Raw genomic sequence first — 16,575 nt, forward strand, 5'->3', positions numbered from 1 at the left:
TCAGAGATGTGTATAAGAGACAGCCACTGACCCGACCCGACGAGCGGTAACCGAACGCGAGGCAGCCGACGACCGCCAGCTCGTCCACGCGGTGCGGGCCATGGACGACTGTACGCGAACGGCGAACGAACTCGCCGAACGGCTCGCCGAGTGGGCCGGCACCGTCGACCCCGACGCGGGGACGGGCATCGACTACGCCCGCGACCTCGTGGCTCGAGACGACCTCGAGCCCAACCAGAAGCCGCTCGTCTCGCTCGCTGAACGCGTCGCGTCGCTTGCGGACGAAGCCGACACCCTACAGACGTACGTCGAGCGACAGACGCCGGTCGTCGCGCCGAACCTCGCGGCGCTCGCCGGTCCCGTCCTTGCAGCCCGACTGATCTCGCTCGCCGGCGGACTCGAGTCGCTGGCGAAGAAACCGAGCGGCACGGTGCAGGTCCTCGGAGCCGAGGACGCCCTCTTCGCCCACCTGCGCGGACACGCTCCCTCGCCCAAACACGGGATCATCTACACCCACGACGCGGTCCGGGGCACCCACCCCGACGAACGCGGCTCGGCCGCACGCGCGGTGGCCGGCAAACTCGCCATCGCCGCCCGCGTCGATCACTACTCTGGTGAGGTGAAACCCGACCTCGAGGCCGAACTCGAAGAGCGAATCGCGACGATTCAGGCCCGAACCAACGACAACGGCGGTGATGACGATGAGTGACGTGCTTCCTGACGGCGTCGAGCGCCGCCAGTTCGACGGCACCGAGCGACTCGCGACCCGTGGCGAACCAGTCTACGGCGAGCCGACCGATGGGGAGTGGCGTGCGTGGAACCCGACCCGATCGAAACTGGGCGCGATGCTCGACCTCGAGATGGACACCGGCCTCGAGGGCGACGAGACGGTGCTCTATCTCGGTGCAGCAAGCGGTACGACGGTGAGCCACGTCGCCGACTTCGCCGGCCCGACGTACGCCGTCGAGTTCGCACCCCGGCCAGCCCGGGACCTGCTCGAGACCGCCGAGAGCCGCCCGCGGCTGTTCCCGCTGCTCAAAGACGCCCGGAAACCCGACACCTACGCCCACGTCGTCGAATCGAACGTCGACGTCATCGTTCAGGACGTCGCCACGCGCGGACAGGCCCGCGTCGCCCTCGAGAACGCGCAGTTTCTCGCCGACGACGGCCGCCTCCTGTTGGCGGTGAAGGCCAGAAGTGAAGACGTCACGCGCGATCCGGCGGCCGTCTTCGAAGACGTGCAGGAAGCACTCGAAGACGGCTACGACATCCTCGAGACGCAGCGACTCGAGGACTACCACACGGACCACCTCGGCATCGTCGCCCGGCCACGATAGCCCGGTTGACTCTCCTTCGACGGAGTGGATGGCTGCCGGTTTCCCCGGTCGTGTCGGATAACAACTATATGGGGGTTCGTCGTACCACGGATTGGTATGTCAGCACACCCCACAATCGGCGACACGCTCGAGCAGACGGTCGATCGCTACCCCGGCCGTGATGCGATCATCTACCCGCGCAAGGACCAGCGCTGGACCTACGCCGAGTTCGACGAGCGCGTCAACCGACTGGCCAACGCGTTGTGCGATCTCGGCATCGAAAAAGGAGACCGGGTCGCCACCGTCTTGCACAACGGCTCGGAGATGGCGCTGACCGTCTACGCCTGTGCGAAGATCGGCGCCGTCTTCACGCCGCTGAACTTCCGGCTGCCGGCGGGAGAGATCGAGTACATCGTCTCCGATGCCGACGCTAAAGTGGTCCTGTTCGAAGCCGCGACACAAGAGGCGGTCGAGGGCGCGCGGCCGGCCCTCGAAGTCGACGACTACGTCTGTATCGACGACGACCGCGAGGAGTGTCCCGACGACGCCCACGGGTTCTACGACCTCCTCGAGTCGGCGTCGGCCGACCGTCCCGGCGGTCGCGTCGCGGAAGACGACGTGTACGCCTTCATTTACACCTCGGGGACGACGGGCCGGCCGAAGGGCGTCGTCCACGAGCACCGCGACATGGTCGAGCACAATCTCCTGTGTATCGCGGAGATGGACCTCACCCGCGACGACGTGGGACTGTCGATGATGCCGCTGTATCACTGCGCAGAGCTTCACTGCAACCTGTTCCCGCGGGTTCACCGCGGCGCAGCAACCGTCATCCACCACGAGTTTGAGCCGACGGCCGCACTCGAGGCAGTCGACGACTACGACGTGACGGTCCTCTTTGCCGCACCGACGGCCTGGAACGCGCTCTCGATGGCTGCTGCCGAGGCAGACATCGACGTCTCGTCGCTCCGAGTTGGGCTCTACGGTGCGGCACCGATGCCCGAGCAAGTCCTCGAAAACTGCCGGAAACACCTCTGTGAGGACTACGTGCAGGCCTACGGCATGACCGAGATCGGCCCCGCTGGCGTCTTCCAGTCGCCGGACGACCAGCTGCCAAAGCAGGGGTCGGCCGGGCTCCCCGCGCTCAACCACCGACTGCGGATCGTCGACCCCGACGCGGAGCCTGATCAAGAGGTCGAGAGCGGTGAGATCGGCGAGATCCTCATCTCGAGTCCGTGTGTGATGCGTGAGTACTGGAACCGCCCGGCGGCGACCGAGCAATCGTTGCGCGAGGCCGACGGGACGACGTGGTACTACACCGGCGACCTGGGCTATCGTGACGACGACGGCTACCTCTACGTCGTCGACCGGAAAGACGATATGATCGTCACCGGCGGCGAGAACGTCTATCCAGCCGAGGTCGAGGACGTCCTGTTCTCCCACGACGCCGTCGCGGAAGCGGCCGTCGTCGGCGAATCGGACGACGAGTGGGGCGAGCGGGTCGTCGCGTACGTCGTCGCCGACGACGTCTCCGCCGGCGACCTCGATGCGTTCGCTCTCGAGAGCGACCACCTCGCCGACTTCAAGCGCCCGCGAGCGTACTACTTCGTCGACGACCTCCCCAAGAACCCAAGCGGCAAAGTCCAGAAGTTCAAGCTTCGCGAGGACGAGGCGGACGTCGACCCCGAGGCCGAGACCGTCACATCCTGACACCAGTCGCGACCGACAGTGGCGTGCTGCCGAGTCCAAACGGTATTTACCACCGCAGCCGAAAACGAGAGACGATGGAACGCGGGTCCCGGGAATCGTTTACGCGCATGGGTACGCTGGGGATCGAAGAGGAGTGTTTCGTCGTCGACGCCGACGGCCGGCCGACGAGTGGCACCGACGACCTCGTCTATGAATACGACCCACCAGAGATCCTCGAGGGGCGGCTCGATCACGAACTGTTCAAGTTCGTCATCGAGACCCAGACGCCGCTGATCGAGGACCCGGCAGATGCCCGAGAGTCGCTGCTCGAGATTCGGCAGGCACTCGTCGATCACGCTACCGCCCACGGCTACCAGATCGCTGCCGCCGGCTTACATCCCCTCGCGAAGTGGCGCGAACTCGAGCACGCCGACAAGCCCCGCTATCGGTCCCAACTCGAGCGCATTCAGTATCCACAACACCGAAACACGACGGCAGGGGTCCACATCCACATCGGCGTCGACGACGCCGATAAGGCGGTCTGGATCGCCAACGAGCTGCGGTGGTACGTCCCGATCATGCTTGCGCTGTCGGCGAACTCGCCGTACTGGAACGGCTTCGACACCGGACTCGAGTCCGCCCGTGCGAAGATCTTCGAGGCGCTGCCGAATACGGGAATGCCGACGTACTTCGAGGACTACGCAGCGTTCGACCGGTTCGAACGCCGGATGCTCGAGACCGGCTCGATCGAGGATCGGGGCGAACTCTGGTACGACGTCCGCCCGCATACGGCCCACGGCACTGTCGAACTGCGCACGCCGGATGGGCAGGCCGACCCCGAGGTCGTCCTCGCGTTCGTCGAGTACGCCCGCACGTTAGTCGACGCGCTCGCCGAGGAGTACGAGGACGGTGCGTCGGGCTACGGCCAGACCCACCGCCGTGAACTCCTCGATGAGAACAAATGGCGGGCGATCCGCCACGGCCACGATGCGAGCTTCATCGACCGCGAGATGGAGGGAACGGTCGAGCTGGGCGAACTCGTCGATCGGGAGTGTGAACGGCTGGGAATCGACGGGATCAAACGCGTGTACGAACGTGACAGTGGCGCGACCCGACAGCGTCGACTGCTCGAGGACGACGGCCCCGACGCGCTCTGTGAGTCGCTGCTGCTCGGTACTGAATAACGCCAACGTCTATCTGTTCCGACCAGACGCGTTTCAGGATGCCGTAAGGCAGCCTGCAAAGCTTTACCACCGTGCGAACCCTTGTCCCCCATCAGAGGACAGTATGGCTACGGACGACACTGACGAGCATCAGGTGGACGACGGGAGTGGGGAGCGACCGCGAGACGAGCTCGACGAGACACTCGAGCGGGCGGAGGATGAGTTCTTCGAGGCGGAGGACGACGGCGTTCGCACGACCGCCGTCGAGGAGGTCGATCAGCGCATCGTCGATCTCCTTTCGTGGATCCTCGATACGGAGACGCGGGCGAAGATCTACGTGCATCTGTTGGCTCATCCCGGCAGCACCTCGGAAGAAGTCGCAAAGGGGACCGGACTCTATCCGAGTACGGTCCGCGAAGCGCTCGCGGAACTGCACGACGAGGACCGCGTGACGCGGGAAAAACGCGTCAGCGAGGGCGCAGGGAACAACCCCTACGAGTATACGGCGATCCAGCCGAGCGAACTCGTCGGCGGCGTCGTCGATCAGGTCCAGCGGGAACTGAACACGATTTTTACGCTCGACCGCCACGCCGAGTCCGAGACCGGCCTCGAGGACGGTACCGAGCCCGTTACGATCACCGTCAACGAGACCGCTCCAACCGACCCGTCTGAGCCGGATGATGACGACACCGGGGCGTCACATTCGACCGACGACCGCTAACGGCGCGTGTCGCCGTCCACCCTGCTCGTCGCCCAGTTGCGTCTCATTGCTGTCGTCACGGCCCGCCGAGTCCCGACCACGTCTCTGGTACCCGGCGGGACATCGGAACCGCAGCCCGTCTCAGTTCTCGAGGCCGAGCACGGCCGGGCGCTCGAGTTCGAGGTCGCCGTCGACTGACTGGACGGTCGTCGTCGGCCAGTTGCCCGTTGCTGTGAGCGGGTCGACCGACGCGTCGTCGCCGGTCGTGACCAAAACGGTGTCCTCGCTTTTCGCGCCGTCGACCGTCGGATTCCACGCGTAGGCCATCGGTGCCGTGACCGCCGCGTCGTGGTCGGGTGTTGCGATCCACTCCCGGCCCGCAAAGCCGGCGGCACCGCCCTGATGATGGCGCTCCCACTCCCCGTCCCAGCCGACCGCGTCGTAGGCGTCCTGAATCGCCTCGAAGACGTCACCAGCCGTCCCGCCAGCGCTCGCCGCGGCCTGTGTGGCTGCAAGTGCGGTCGTCTCGACGCGGGCTGCCGCCTCGTGGCGGTCCTCGAGCCATGCCGGCGGCTCGAAGGCGACGGTCCGGGTACAACTCGCGTGCAAGCCGGCGCGCTGGGTCGTTACGGAGACGAGCGCGTACTCACCGAGTGCAGCCTCGGTCGGCGTGTAGTGGCGATACTGCTGGGCGCGTTCCGAGCCGCCGACGAGGACGACTGGTGCTTCGATGTCGCGCGCCGAGAGGGCGACCCGCAGCGCCGAAGCGACCTCGTGTTCGCTATCTTCGGGCTGGAGTTCCCGGCAGACCGCTTCGACCGCGCTCGCAGTCTCGCGGCCGAGCGTGCGGTAGCGCTCGCGGTCGTGCTCGGTCAGCGGCTGGCGAAGCGGCGTCGGATCGACGCGCTCGAGGCCGGGAACCCCGATGTCGGCGGCGGCTCGTTCGTCGGCGGCGACACGACCTGCGATCGCCTCCTCGAGCGACTCGGCGTACCACGGGAACGTCTCGAGCGAGACTGCGTCGGCCTCGAGATCCGGCACCTCCTCGGCGGCGAGACGGTCGGCTTCGATGTTGTTTGCGACGATGCGAAACGCCGAGCCGTCGTAGCCGACAGCAGCGACACCGGCGTCCGTCTCACGGTCGATAACGTTGTTTCCGCCGGTCAGCCAAGCGAAGGCGTTCGGCCGGGCGAACCAGACCGAATCGAACTCCTCGGACTCGAGGAACGCCTCGAGTCGCTCGCGTTTGTCCATGTCGGGTGCTGGCGTGGCTGATCCTTGAATCCGACGATGGGAACCCTGCTCGAGGGAGACGGCCGGCGACGCTGGGCCGCGATTGGGTGGGCTGTTCGATGGCAAAGACCGGCACGACGGTCGCTCAGTTGCCCGATTCCAGCGCAGTAAGAACGACTCGGGAAACCTAAGTACAGGTGGTCCTAACCCCCGTCTGAACGCCTGTGTCGACCGATAGTTACACTTCCCGTCCGGTACTCCGTCCGCTGATCGAACGGTTCGGCTTTCCGCACCTGATCGCGATGACGCTCGCAGTGGTCGCCGCGACCATCCTGCTTGGCGTTGCGGCGAAAGCGACCGGGTCGGGGTTGGCCTGTGAAGCGAACTGGCCCCAGTGTGATGCTGGGCCCTTTAATCTGCTCCCGGCAAACATCCCGAGTTTCTACGAGTGGTTCCACCGGTTCGTCGCGATGTTCGCCGGCTTCGCCATCATCGGCTCCGCCATCGCAGCCGTGCGACTCCCGAACATCGACAAGCGCGTGGCCGCACTCGTCGTCGCCGGCATGATCCTGACGCCGATTCAGGTCGTCCTCGGCCGTGAAACCGTCACGCAGTATACGATGGGCATCTTGGGCCTGCACTTCTGGACAGCCGTGCTCATCTTCGTTCTCTTTACCGTCGCGACCGTCCTCGTCTGGCAGTCACGACTGACCTCGACACACGTCACGACGGCGCTCGGGTTCGGGGCCATCGTGTTGCCGTTCCACGTCGCCCTCAGCCCGCTCGTCATCGGCGACATCACGGACTACAGTCCGTCCATGCAGATGGCACAGTACGGCGTGACCCTCGGACTCCTGGCCGCCGTCATCGTCGCGACCATGGTCGGCCGCCGCCGGTTCGAATCCAACCGGCTGACTGGACTGTTGAGCGCGACGACAGTGCTTGCGCTGTTGGTCATCTTCCTCGGCCGCCGGGCCGTGATGACGTTTAACCCGGCGCTCGATTCGCTCTACCTCGCCACCGCCGCGCTGTTGTTCGTGGTGTTCGTCGTCGGGATTCGACAGGTTCGACACGCTCCGCATCGCTCGAGCGACGCGTAGTCGCGAAACGAGAGTTCGTCCTGGGCCTGTTTTTCGAGCATCGAGGCGATCAGCCGAACGCGACGACGACCGCCGCGGCGGCCAGTATCGAACCGACACCGACGCCCAACAGCACGTAGTTCGCACGGGGATTCGCTGCTGGCGTTATCTCGCGGGTGTAGTGACGCGACGACAGCGGCCAAAACGGGCGGATTCCCATGGGCGTCAGCACGTCGGCGAGCAGGTGAGAGCTGATCGAGAGCATGCCGACGACGAACGCGAACGTCGTGGCACCGAGCGCAGTGGCGGGTGCGGACGTTTCGACGAACAGGGCGGTGGTCGCCGCGAGTCCGAGCCCGACGAGCAGCGCAAAGACGATCGAATGTGTCGGCCCACGGTGTTCGATCGCCGGGAGTCGCTGATCACAGTCCGGCAGCGTCGAGAGGGACAGACAGACGACAGCACCGACGACCGCCGCGGTCTCGTGACCGCCGAGTGCGACGACGGTCCCGAGCGGTGCATACGCCAGCAACGAGGCACCGAAATGACCCAACTGATACATTCGACGGCGAGTTAGTCGCCACAGTCTAAAAACATCGGTATCCAAACACCGGCTCGGAATCGAATCCCCTGACCGCTGCACCTTTTTCTGCGCCGGGCGAACGACTGGATATGCGAACCAGTCTCAACGTTCCCGAGGAGATGCTAGCCGAGTTCGACCGCACTTGGCAGGCTGAAGGGCTCGACTCTCGCTCCCGCGCACTCCGGGAAGCGATTCAGGAGTACGTCGAATCACACCACCAGTTAGAACGCGCTCGAGGGTCGGTCGCGGCGACGGTCGTCTTCGACTACGTCCACGAGGAGGTTATCGAGGATCTCCACGAGATCCAACACGAGTTTCAGACCGAAATCGACACGACCTGTCACGTCCACCACGGTGAGTGGTGTCTCGAGGCCGTGTTCTGTCACGGCTCAGCCGCGGAGATCCGAGAACTCGTCTACCGACTCAAGGATTTCGACGCCGTCGGACGGGTGTCGGTGACGCTGTTGCGAGCGGACGAGACGGCCGTCTGACTGCCCCCTCAGAACCGAATCACGGAGACAGCTGCTCTGTCAACACTCGCGTCACTCCTCGCTCGAGACGGTGACGTGCCCGTCACTGGTGGCAGTCACCTCGTAGCCGTCATGGGTGAACGTGATGGTTCCGGTTCTCGACGTGCCGCTGTAGGTCGAACTGAAAAGCGCGTTGAGAGCGTCGGGGTCGATCGTTTCGAACAGTGGTGTAAGCGAGTCGATACCGACTGCGTCGGCGTCCTGATCCGCTGGTTGTTCTCGCCCGACCGCCGTCCGCAAGGCCGCGATGACTGCACCGCTCAGCGGTTCGTCGTCACCAGCCGTGTACGTTACCTCTCCCCGTTTCCCCGTCGTCGCTGCGTGCTCGTGCTTCGTGGCCATCGGTATACGAGTACGGATGGAGCGTTGACAGGTGTTCCACCGGGTTTGCTGGCCAACGTTTTAAGTTCGATCCTCGTCGTCGGCGATCGTGTTTCCCAACAGCGCGACGTGTCCGCGTCGAAGGAGTGCGGAGAACGCTTGGCTCGAGATGTCGAACTCGTCGGCCAGTTCTGCGGTCGATGCCTCGCGTGGGACGGCGAAATAACCCGCTTCGAAGGCTCGACAGAGCGCGTCCCGTTGGCGGGCGGTGAGGCCATACCTCGCGGCCGTATCCGCGTCACTTCGGTAGAGTCGCCGCAGGTCAAACGAGAGGCCGCGTTCCTGACACTGTTCGCGATAGTCGACCAGTGCATCACGGTCCGGGACCTGTGCGCGATATCGCATCTCGTCACCGTTGGCTTCGATATCGAGAAACGTGATGCCGTGCTCGATCGCATCGACGTACGTCAGGCCTCGTTCACCCTCCGGCGAGAGCGTGATCCGAAAGAGCCGTCGCTCGGGAAGCGTCGAGAGGGTCTCGAACGACGTGATCGACGGATCGTCCGGGAGGTCCGCAAAGAACCGCTCGAGGTCGGCCTCCGTCCCCCTCGCCCAGACGATCAGTCGTGCGTTGGTTCCGGGAACCGGCTGTTCGTCCTCGACCTCGAGTGTGACCCCTGGAACTGCCTGTCGCGTGTCCGCCAGTATCGGATTCGAGACTGTATACTCGGCGATAACGCTCATTATCGATCAGTACGGTCCTGCCGATAAGGTGCTTTCGCCGCCCCCGAGACGCGTTCGGAATGAGTCACCGGCGGGACCGATTCTCACCGCCCGAACCGCTTTCTGATCGTCGCCCGCAGCGGCAGCCCCAGCGCGCCGACGATCGGGAAGAACACGAACGTGAGGAAATCGGTCGCAAGCGTCGCGTGCCCGGCAGCCGCGAGGGCGAAGCCAACGGCTGGTGCCAACACGGGGAGAACGTACAGATACGATGGCGTCCAGCCCGGCCCACGCCGCGTGTGGCGGACGATCACGCCGAACAGAAGCGGCATCAACACCGCACCGGCCAGTAACGGTCCGCCGACAAGGGTGGTTGTGACAGCCACCGCGAGGGCAACGACGATCGTTTCATCGATCGATACCGCACCCCACGTCTCCCGATCCCGGACGAGACGGGCACCGAGCAGGCCAGCGAGCGTCACGCCGACCACGCCCGCCAACGCACCGTACCACTGGAGCGCCTCGAGCGGTGGCGTGACGAACTCGACTGCTGCCAGAAACTCGACGGACGAATCGATGCCGTAGCGGCTGCTCGAGAGCGCGCTCAAAATCCCCTCGGGGTCGCCTCCCACAGCCTGGAGCTCCGTCAAAAGCGCCTCGAGTCCCGTCTCGTTTGCAAGCGCAAAGTGAGCGAGGCCGGCAACGTAGAGACAGACGGACAACCAGATCAGCGGCAACGAGAAGTTCTGTCGTCGCCACCATCGGGAAAGCGGGTTGTCAGTACGGCCACTGGTTCCGTCCGACGTTTCCGTGGCCGTCCCCGTCTGACTGCTCGTGGACCTGCTCGAGTCAGTGGTGTGGTCGGTGGTCCTTGTCGAGCCAGCACCAGTCGCCGCCCCGGTCCCGGACGCGCCACTGCTGGTTGTCGTTCCGGTTGTGGTACTCGAGGAACTGGCTTCCGAATCGGAGTACGTAAACGTCGTTCCGGAGTCCGCCTCATCGGAGTCGTCCGCCGTCGACTGTGTGTCGTCGGCCTTTTTCGTGGTGCTTTTCCAGACGTCCGGCGAGGGGAGGCCACTCGTTCGTTTAGCGACGTAATCCTTGTGGCCCATCCGATCGTAGGCCTTCCGTTCGACGGGATCGCCGAGAATGTCGTAGGCTTTCTTGACGGCCGTAAACTGGGATCGTGCTCGGTCGTCGTCGTTGTGGTCGGGGTGATAGACGCGGACCTGTTGGCGGTAGGCGTCTTTGATTTCGTCCTGTGATGCGTCGGACGGAATCTCCAGAAGATCGTAGAAGTCCTCGGTCATATAAGCCTCAGTGAGTGTCTCGTCTGCTGTACTGTACTCAAGGGGGGGATATAATAACAGTGCTCTCAGCCGGTTTCCCGGAGTCACGTCCCGCCGATCCCCGACCCCTGCTGGCGATTGACGGTGCATCGGGACCGCAACCCGTCTCAGGAAAAGTCGGCCAGCGACGACTGACCACTGTTCGAGGACTCGTCGGTCAGTTCGCGGTCGTCGTCGGTTCCACCATCGCTTCGGTGGCCGTCCCCGCGTTGTCCCCAGCCCTCGAGGCTGGCCTGATCCGTCGCGGCGAACTCGAGGTTTGCTACCCGAACGCCGAGTTTGCGGACGGGCTCGGTTTCGAACTCCGTAAAGAGGTCTCGAGCGATACGCTCGACGAGGTCGGGGTCATCGACGGGGCCCGGCAAGGATCGCTCGCGGGTGTTGACATCATAGGGTGGCGTGACGGCTTTGACGCCGATGGTTCGGTAGAGTGCGCCCTCGCGTCGAGCGCGGTCGGCGACGGCCGCCGCAAGCGTCTCGATCTGGTCGTACTTCGGGTCGGGTTCGGCGACCGAGTCGGCGAAGGCGGACTCGCGCGAGAAACTCTTGGGCTCGCCTTTCGGCTCGACCCGGCGGTCGTCGTCGCCGCGGGCGCGGTTGTACAGTTCCCGACCGCGCTCCCCGAAGCGTTCGACGAAGGGCTCCGGGTCGGCCGCGGCGACGTCACCGGCCGTCTCGAGTCCCATCTCGCGCAGTTCGCGGGCCGTCACGGGGCCGACGCCGTGGAGCAAGTCGACCTCGAGTGGGGCGAGAAACTCCCGCACGTCGCCGGGTTCGACGACGGTCAGCCCGTCGGGTTTCTCGAAGTCGCTGGCGATTTTGGCCGCGCTCATCGTCGGTGCAACGCCGACGCTGACGATCACGCCGACCTCCCGACGGATGCGGTCTTTGATGTGGCGGGCGAACCCGTCGGCGACTTCCCAGGCGGTTCGCTCGGTCACGTCGAGGTAGGCCTCGTCGATGCTCACCTCCCGAACCACGTCGGCACAGTCGTGGAGGATCGACTGAACGTCGTCGGCGATCGACTCGTAGTAGTCCAGCTCGACGGGGCGGTAGAAGCCGGTCTCCTCGCGGGTGAGGTCGGGGTCGTAGTCGTCCGCGTCGGGCTCGAGCGCCGCGCGACGGGGGAGTCGCTCGAGGGCGCTCGAGATCGCTTGCGCGCTTTCGACGCCAAACTCGCGGGCTTCGTAGCTGGCGGTGGCGACAGCGCCGACGGTCTCGCCCGGTTCATAGCCCATGCCGACGACGACGGGTTCACCCCGCAGGTCGGGTTCGCGAAGCCGCTCGCAGGAGGCATAGAAGCAGTCGGCGTCGACGTGACAGACGATTCGCTCGTCGTCGGTCACCTCGACGCCCGGCAGCCGCGGCCCGTCGGTCATTCGTGTGAGGGTTCGAGCGAATCGTTGTGAACGTTGTGTCTATCTTGTTGACCCCAGTTCGGCCGATCAGTTGTACCCGCGCCAGCGTTTCCCACACTCGGTACATTTGAAAAAGCGCGTCGGTGGCTCGTCGGCCGACGCGGTCTGTTTGAGCGTGTACCACGCTTCCTGATTGCCACAGTCGTCACAGACGACGTCGGTCGCCTTCGGCTTCCCCTCGAAGTTCGCGTTCTCGTCCGATTCGATCACCTCGGCGTCGGTCTGTGACTCCGTCGTGACAAAGGCGTCTTCGTTCTCGCGATCCCGTTCGCTCGAGGCCCCACAGTCGTCGTTCGTACAGACCATGTGGTCGCCCTCTGCTTTCATCATCGAACCGCAGTCGTCGCAAAACTGCATAGCCGCCCGTATGCGGTCGGGACGCAAAAAACGCTCTTCTCGTCGGTGCGGGTGTTCGTCCGCCGTTACTGATCGTCGCGGATCGTCGCCCCGCTCGAGGCGGGCGCTGAGAGGATGACGTCGCCCTCGAGGTCGTTGTCCGCGAGCGCGTCGTGGGCGGCAGCCGCGGCCTCGTCGGCGTGTGTTCGATCCGTGACGGCGTAGACGACGGGACCCCACGACGACTGGCCGACGCCCGTACAGACCGGACAGCCCTCGAGCGTTTCGATGAGGGTGCCCGCGGGCGGGCGAAAGACGCCGCCCTGAGCGTCGGCGTACCACGCGCCGTTCTTGCGGCCGATTTCGCTGATCGCCTCGCCGAAGGCCTCGAGTCGGCCCTCGGCGGCGGCGGGCAACAGCTTTCGGGTGACGACGCCGGCAATCTCGTCGGCGACGGCGGGGTCGGCACGCTCGACCACGCTTCGCATACTTGCGTCCTCGTCATCGCCGCTGCGACCGGGGTCGGCGTCGGGAACGACGACCAGAAACCGCCAGTCGTCGGGGAGGTCGTGGCGGGCGGCGACCGGCGGGACCGTCCAGTCGCCCTCGGCTGGTGGCTCGGTCGTAAACCGATTCGTCGGGTGACCGGCGTCGACGACGAATCCGCCGGCTTCGAACGTCGCAACGCCGATACCGCTGCGCCCGCCACGACCCATCGCGGGGGCGTCGGCTCGGACGTCCGGCTCGAGACCGTGGGCACGTGCCGTCGCCGCGAGCACGGACAGCGCGAGCTGTGTGCCGCTGCCGAGGCCGATGTGGCGTGGCAGTCGCTGCTCGACCGTGACCGCGACGCCAGGGACCTCGAGGACGTCGGCGGCACGGGCTGCATACGCCCGCGCCAACTCGTCGTCGCTTTCGATGGCGGACGCCGGTTCGGCAGTGACCGTGACGCGTGGCTCCTCGAGGCCGACGCCGATGCCGCCGTAGAGCCGTCGTCGGGCCAGCGAGAGGTTCTGGAACCCGACGTGGAGTCGAGCCCCGGCGCTGACGGTCGCGGATGTCATAGACGGCGGTAGGAAACCCCTCGGGAAGGGGGTTTCGACGGTGGCAACGCCTGACGCCGTCGCGCGTGCTGACAGCCGGGGGAGTCACCGGTAGGGCTTTTCGACAGCCCGTGGGACCAGCACGCATGGACCTCATTCGCGCACTCGAGGCCGACGCCGGACTCACCTGCGTCGTCGGCGCTGGCGGGAAGAAATCGACGCTGTACGAACTCGCCGGCCGACTCGAGCGAGCAGTCGTCACGGCGACCGTCCGGATTCCGATCTTCGACCGCGAGGTCGCCGACGTGCGAGTGACTACAGACCCGCTCGCCGCCCTCGAGTCGGCCGACGATACCGACCTCGAGTGGCCACTGGGGCTGGTTCCCGAACAGGAACGGGACGACCGATATCGGGGCTACGACCCGAAAACGGTCGATCAGCTCGCTGCGGCCGCGGGTATCGACCACGTGCTCGTCAAAGCCGACGGGGCGCGAACGCGGCTGTTGAAGGCTCCGAACGAACGCGAGCCGCAACTGCCCGAGACCGTCGAGACGGTGCTCGCCATCGCCAGCGTCGATGCGGTCGGCCGTCCACTTGACGAGCACGTCGTCCACCGCCCAAAACGCGTCGCGGACGTGACCGGCAGGGCAGTGGGCGAGCCGATCGAACCGGCCGACGTGGCGGCGATTCTGACCAGTCCGGCGGGTGGGCTAAAAAGCGTCCCCGAGGGGGCGACGTACGTCCCACTGGTCAACATGGTCGATGACGACGACGATCGCGCAACGGCCCGCGAGATCGCGACGCACGTCCTCGAGTACAGCGCGGCCACACACGGTCGCGTCTCGCGGGTCGTCCTGACGAGCATGGTCGCCGACGAGCCGCTGGTCGACGTGTTGCCGTGAGTGACAGTCGCTGCGATCGGGACAAAGACTGATATGTGGATTGATATCAGTACTCAGTATGAGCTCCGACGACGGCGTCCACACGATCTGTCCGTACTGCGGTGTCGGCTGTGGCCTGCGACTCGAGCGCGACGGCGAGGAGGGTGACGTGACGATCTCACCGTGGTTCGACGCCCCAGTAAACGAGGGCGCACTCTGTGTCAAAGGCGGTGCCTCGACGGAGGTCGTCGCCCACGAAGACCGATTGACCGAGCCACTGATCAGAGACGACGGCGAGTTCCGGTCGGCGTCTTGGGACGAGGCACTCGAGGTCGTCGTCGCCGAACTCGAGCGAATCCGCGAGGAACACGGCCCCGACGCGATGGGCTTTTTCGGCTCCTCGAAGGTGATGAACGAGGAGAACTACCTGCTGCAGAAACTCGCCCGACGATACGGCACGAACAACGTCGACAACTGCACGCGGATGTGTCACGCCTCGACGGTCTATACGCTGCGCAACAGTCTGGGGGCGGGGGCGATGACAAATAGCATGGACGACCTCAGAGACCACGCCGACGTCTTCTGGGTTCAGGGGGCGAACCCGGCCGAACAGCACGTGATCACCCACAGCCACTACGTCCGGCCGGCGTTGCGCGAGGGGGCGACGCTGATTCAGGTCGACCCACACGCGAACAAGACGACCACCGACGCCGATGTACATCTCCAACTCGAGCCCGGTACCGACATCCCCCTGTTGAACGTCGTCCTGAAGACGATCATCGACGAGGGCTGGGTCGACGACGCGTTCGTCGACGCGCGCACGACGGGAGTCGACCATCTGAAAGCGACCCTCGCCGACGTCGATGTCGAGACAGCGGCCGAGACCTGTGGCGTCCCGCTCGAGGAGATCCGTGAGGCCGCCCGGATCTACGCGACGGCGGACAACGCCGCCATCTTCACCGGGATGGGGATGAGCCAACACCGCTGTGGCGTTGACAACGTCCAGAACGAGGTCAATCTCGCGTTGTTGACGGGCAACGTCGGTCGGCCCGGAACGGGCGTCAACCCGCTTCGCGGCCAGAACAACGTACAGGGCACCTGTGACGTCGGGGCGATGCCGAACGTCCTGCCGGGGTATCGCGAGGTCGACGACGAGGCTGCCCGCAGCGCCGTCGAGGACGTCTGGGGGTTCGAGGTTCCCGCCGAGCCCGGTCTGACGAACGTCGAGATTACCCACGCCGCCGGCGAGTCGGTCGCCGGGCTGTACGTGATGGGCGAGAACCCGGTGATGAGCGAACCCGACTCGAGTGCGGTCGAAGACCGCCTCGAGGAACTGGAGTTCGTCGTCGTCCAAGATATCTTCATGACCGAGACGGCGGCGTTCGCCGACGTCGTTCTGCCGGCGACCTCGTGGGCTGAACGCGGCGGGACGGTGACGAACACCGACCGGCGCGTCCAGCTGATGCGGCCAGCGACGGCCGTCCCCGGGAACACGCGCCACGACCTCGACATCCTCCGTGACGTCGGGACGCGACTGTTCGGCGACCCCGACTCGAGTGACCAGACGACGACCGACAGCGGGTTCGACTTCGATGGCCCCGAGGCCGTCTTCGAGGAACTCCGCGAGGTGGCCCCGATCTACCACGGGATCACGTACGAGCGCCTCGGACTCGAGGGCGTCCAGTGGCCGTGCTACGAGGAAGGCGACGCGGGCGATCAGTATCTCTATGCGGAGTCGTTTGACACCGAAGACGGACTCGGCGTGATTCGCGGGGTCCGGCACACTGAACCCGCTGAAGGACCCGACGAGACGTATCCGCTCATCCTCACGACGGCGCGACTCGAAGAACACTACAACACGGGGACGATGAGCACTCGCTCGCCGACGCTCCGCCGACGGACACCCGAGAACTTCGTGGACATCCATCCGGACGATGCTGCCGACCGCGGGATCGAGGACGGCGACTACGTGACACTCCGTACCCGACGCGGCGAGATCGTCCTCGAGGCGAACGTGACTGAGGCGATCAAACAGGGCTCGGTCTGGACGACGCCACACTTCTCGGATGCGCGGGCGAACACGCTCACGAACGACGTCCTCGACCCGTTGGCGAAGATTCCGGAGTACAAAGCCGCGGCGGTCGAGGTCGAACCAACCGCTTCGGAGTGATCGCTGGGTGAATCGCTGCCGATTTAACCGCCGTCTCGCATAGC

General features: G+C 65.4%; 16 protein-coding genes and 1 pseudogene. 9 read left to right on the plus strand and 8 right to left on the minus strand.

Features of this window, described 5'->3' with window-relative positions; translation table 11 throughout:
• Positions 1–25: 25 nt before the first annotated feature.
• The 5 genes and pseudogenes from C495_RS15490 to C495_RS15510 all read left to right on the plus strand — a co-directional run.
• Positions 26–709, plus strand: a pseudogene (locus C495_RS15490) (NOP5/NOP56 family protein); the annotation flags it as partial.
• Positions 702–1,337 carry a fibrillarin-like rRNA/tRNA 2'-O-methyltransferase gene (locus C495_RS15495; protein WP_049890386.1) on the plus strand — a complete coding sequence of 212 codons (636 nt, stop codon included), beginning with the start codon at positions 702–704 and terminating at the stop codon, positions 1,335–1,337. The pseudogene C495_RS15490 and the gene C495_RS15495, both read left to right, overlap by 8 nt.
• Before the next feature lie 96 nt (positions 1,338–1,433).
• Complete coding sequence (locus C495_RS15500) at positions 1,434–3,023, plus strand: long-chain-fatty-acid--CoA ligase (protein WP_008164572.1); 1,590 nt, start codon at positions 1,434–1,436, stop codon at positions 3,021–3,023.
• A gap of 74 nt (positions 3,024–3,097) precedes the next feature.
• Positions 3,098–4,186, plus strand: coding sequence for a glutamate--cysteine ligase (locus C495_RS15505; RefSeq protein ID WP_008164573.1), 1,089 nt, complete (start codon positions 3,098–3,100; stop codon positions 4,184–4,186).
• A 103-nt stretch (positions 4,187–4,289) separates the two neighbouring features.
• On the plus strand, positions 4,290–4,886 hold the full coding sequence (locus C495_RS15510; RefSeq protein WP_008164574.1) for a helix-turn-helix domain-containing protein: 597 nt from the start codon (positions 4,290–4,292) through the stop codon (positions 4,884–4,886).
• A gap of 120 nt (positions 4,887–5,006) precedes the next feature.
• Here C495_RS15510 and C495_RS15515 read toward each other — a convergent pair whose 3' ends face one another.
• Positions 5,007–6,119, minus strand: coding sequence for a M24 family metallopeptidase (locus C495_RS15515; protein ID WP_008164575.1), 1,113 nt, complete (start codon positions 6,117–6,119; stop codon positions 5,007–5,009).
• 203 nt (positions 6,120–6,322) lie between these two features.
• On the opposite strand from C495_RS15515, the gene C495_RS15520 reads away from it, so the two are divergent.
• Positions 6,323–7,198, plus strand: coding sequence for a COX15/CtaA family protein (locus C495_RS15520; RefSeq protein ID WP_008164576.1), 876 nt, complete (start codon positions 6,323–6,325; stop codon positions 7,196–7,198).
• A gap of 49 nt (positions 7,199–7,247) precedes the next feature.
• Here the strand turns inward: C495_RS15520 and C495_RS15525 are convergent, their stop codons facing one another.
• The gene (locus C495_RS15525; RefSeq protein WP_008164577.1) at positions 7,248–7,739 is read right to left on the minus strand and encodes a metal-dependent hydrolase; all 492 of its coding nucleotides are present in this window, start codon (positions 7,737–7,739) and stop codon (positions 7,248–7,250) included.
• A 110-nt stretch (positions 7,740–7,849) separates the two neighbouring features.
• On the opposite strand from C495_RS15525, the gene C495_RS15530 reads away from it, so the two are divergent.
• Positions 7,850–8,251: a CopG family ribbon-helix-helix protein gene (locus C495_RS15530; RefSeq protein WP_008164580.1), complete on the plus strand. Its 402-nt coding sequence runs from the start codon at positions 7,850–7,852 to the stop codon at positions 8,249–8,251.
• A gap of 51 nt (positions 8,252–8,302) precedes the next feature.
• On the opposite strand, the gene C495_RS15535 is transcribed toward C495_RS15530, so the two are convergent.
• From C495_RS15535 to C495_RS15560, 6 genes are all read right to left on the minus strand, one after another.
• Positions 8,303–8,632 carry a HalOD1 output domain-containing protein gene (locus C495_RS15535; protein ID WP_008164582.1) on the minus strand — a complete coding sequence of 110 codons (330 nt, stop codon included), beginning with the start codon at positions 8,630–8,632 and terminating at the stop codon, positions 8,303–8,305.
• Between the two features lie 60 nt (positions 8,633–8,692).
• The gene (locus tag C495_RS15540) at positions 8,693–9,355 is read right to left on the minus strand and encodes a helix-turn-helix domain-containing protein (protein WP_008164583.1); all 663 of its coding nucleotides are present in this window, start codon (positions 9,353–9,355) and stop codon (positions 8,693–8,695) included.
• A gap of 83 nt (positions 9,356–9,438) precedes the next feature.
• On the minus strand, positions 9,439–10,644 hold the full coding sequence (locus C495_RS15545; RefSeq protein ID WP_008164585.1) for a J domain-containing protein: 1,206 nt from the start codon (positions 10,642–10,644) through the stop codon (positions 9,439–9,441).
• Positions 10,645–10,790: 146 nt separating this feature from the next.
• Positions 10,791–12,062 (minus strand): DNA polymerase IV, encoded by a 1,272-nt coding sequence (gene dinB / locus C495_RS15550; protein ID WP_008164587.1) that lies wholly within the window; start codon positions 12,060–12,062, stop codon positions 10,791–10,793.
• A gap of 66 nt (positions 12,063–12,128) precedes the next feature.
• Complete coding sequence (locus tag C495_RS15555; RefSeq protein ID WP_008164588.1) at positions 12,129–12,458, minus strand: transcription factor S; 330 nt, start codon at positions 12,456–12,458, stop codon at positions 12,129–12,131.
• 65 nt (positions 12,459–12,523) lie between these two features.
• The gene (locus tag C495_RS15560) at positions 12,524–13,501 is read right to left on the minus strand and encodes a beta-ribofuranosylaminobenzene 5'-phosphate synthase family protein (RefSeq protein WP_008164590.1); all 978 of its coding nucleotides are present in this window, start codon (positions 13,499–13,501) and stop codon (positions 12,524–12,526) included.
• A gap of 125 nt (positions 13,502–13,626) precedes the next feature.
• Between C495_RS15560 and yqeC the strand changes: the two genes are divergently transcribed.
• On the plus strand, positions 13,627–14,382 hold the full coding sequence (gene yqeC / locus C495_RS15565) for a selenium cofactor biosynthesis protein YqeC (protein ID WP_008164592.1): 756 nt from the start codon (positions 13,627–13,629) through the stop codon (positions 14,380–14,382).
• A 58-nt stretch (positions 14,383–14,440) separates the two neighbouring features.
• Positions 14,441–16,531: a formate dehydrogenase subunit alpha gene (fdhF, locus tag C495_RS15570; protein ID WP_008164594.1), complete on the plus strand. Its 2,091-nt coding sequence runs from the start codon at positions 14,441–14,443 to the stop codon at positions 16,529–16,531.
• Positions 16,532–16,575: the final 44 nt, after the last annotated feature.

The sequence above is a fragment of the Natronorubrum sulfidifaciens JCM 14089 genome (genome assembly GCF_000337735.1).
Classification (GTDB): domain Archaea; phylum Halobacteriota; class Halobacteria; order Halobacteriales; family Natrialbaceae; genus Natronorubrum; species Natronorubrum sulfidifaciens.

What these genes read in the sequence shown, in the direction of transcription:
- C495_RS15495 (WP_049890386.1), top strand. Translation starts at nt 702, where the DNA reads ATGAGTGACGTGCTTCCTGACGGCGTCGAGCGCCGCCAGTTCGACGGC.
- C495_RS15500 (WP_008164572.1), top strand. Translation starts at nt 1,434, where the DNA reads ATGTCAGCACACCCCACAATCGGCGACACGCTCGAGCAGACGGTCGAT.
- C495_RS15505 (WP_008164573.1), top strand. Translation starts at nt 3,098, where the DNA reads ATGGAACGCGGGTCCCGGGAATCGTTTACGCGCATGGGTACGCTGGGG.
- C495_RS15510 (WP_008164574.1), top strand. Translation starts at nt 4,290, where the DNA reads ATGGCTACGGACGACACTGACGAGCATCAGGTGGACGACGGGAGTGGG.
- C495_RS15515 (WP_008164575.1), bottom strand. Translation starts at nt 6,119, where the DNA reads ATGGACAAACGCGAGCGACTCGAGGCGTTCCTCGAGTCCGAGGAGTTC.
- C495_RS15525 (WP_008164577.1), bottom strand. Translation starts at nt 7,739, where the DNA reads ATGTATCAGTTGGGTCATTTCGGTGCCTCGTTGCTGGCGTATGCACCG.
- C495_RS15530 (WP_008164580.1), top strand. Translation starts at nt 7,850, where the DNA reads ATGCGAACCAGTCTCAACGTTCCCGAGGAGATGCTAGCCGAGTTCGAC.
- C495_RS15535 (WP_008164582.1), bottom strand. Translation starts at nt 8,632, where the DNA reads ATGGCCACGAAGCACGAGCACGCAGCGACGACGGGGAAACGGGGAGAG.
- C495_RS15540 (WP_008164583.1), bottom strand. Translation starts at nt 9,355, where the DNA reads ATGAGCGTTATCGCCGAGTATACAGTCTCGAATCCGATACTGGCGGAC.
- C495_RS15545 (WP_008164585.1), bottom strand. Translation starts at nt 10,644, where the DNA reads ATGACCGAGGACTTCTACGATCTTCTGGAGATTCCGTCCGACGCATCA.
- dinB (WP_008164587.1), bottom strand. Translation starts at nt 12,062, where the DNA reads ATGACCGACGGGCCGCGGCTGCCGGGCGTCGAGGTGACCGACGACGAG.
- C495_RS15555 (WP_008164588.1), bottom strand. Translation starts at nt 12,458, where the DNA reads ATGCAGTTTTGCGACGACTGCGGTTCGATGATGAAAGCAGAGGGCGAC.
- C495_RS15560 (WP_008164590.1), bottom strand. Translation starts at nt 13,501, where the DNA reads ATGACATCCGCGACCGTCAGCGCCGGGGCTCGACTCCACGTCGGGTTC.
- yqeC (WP_008164592.1), top strand. Translation starts at nt 13,627, where the DNA reads ATGGACCTCATTCGCGCACTCGAGGCCGACGCCGGACTCACCTGCGTC.
- fdhF (WP_008164594.1), top strand. Translation starts at nt 14,441, where the DNA reads ATGAGCTCCGACGACGGCGTCCACACGATCTGTCCGTACTGCGGTGTC.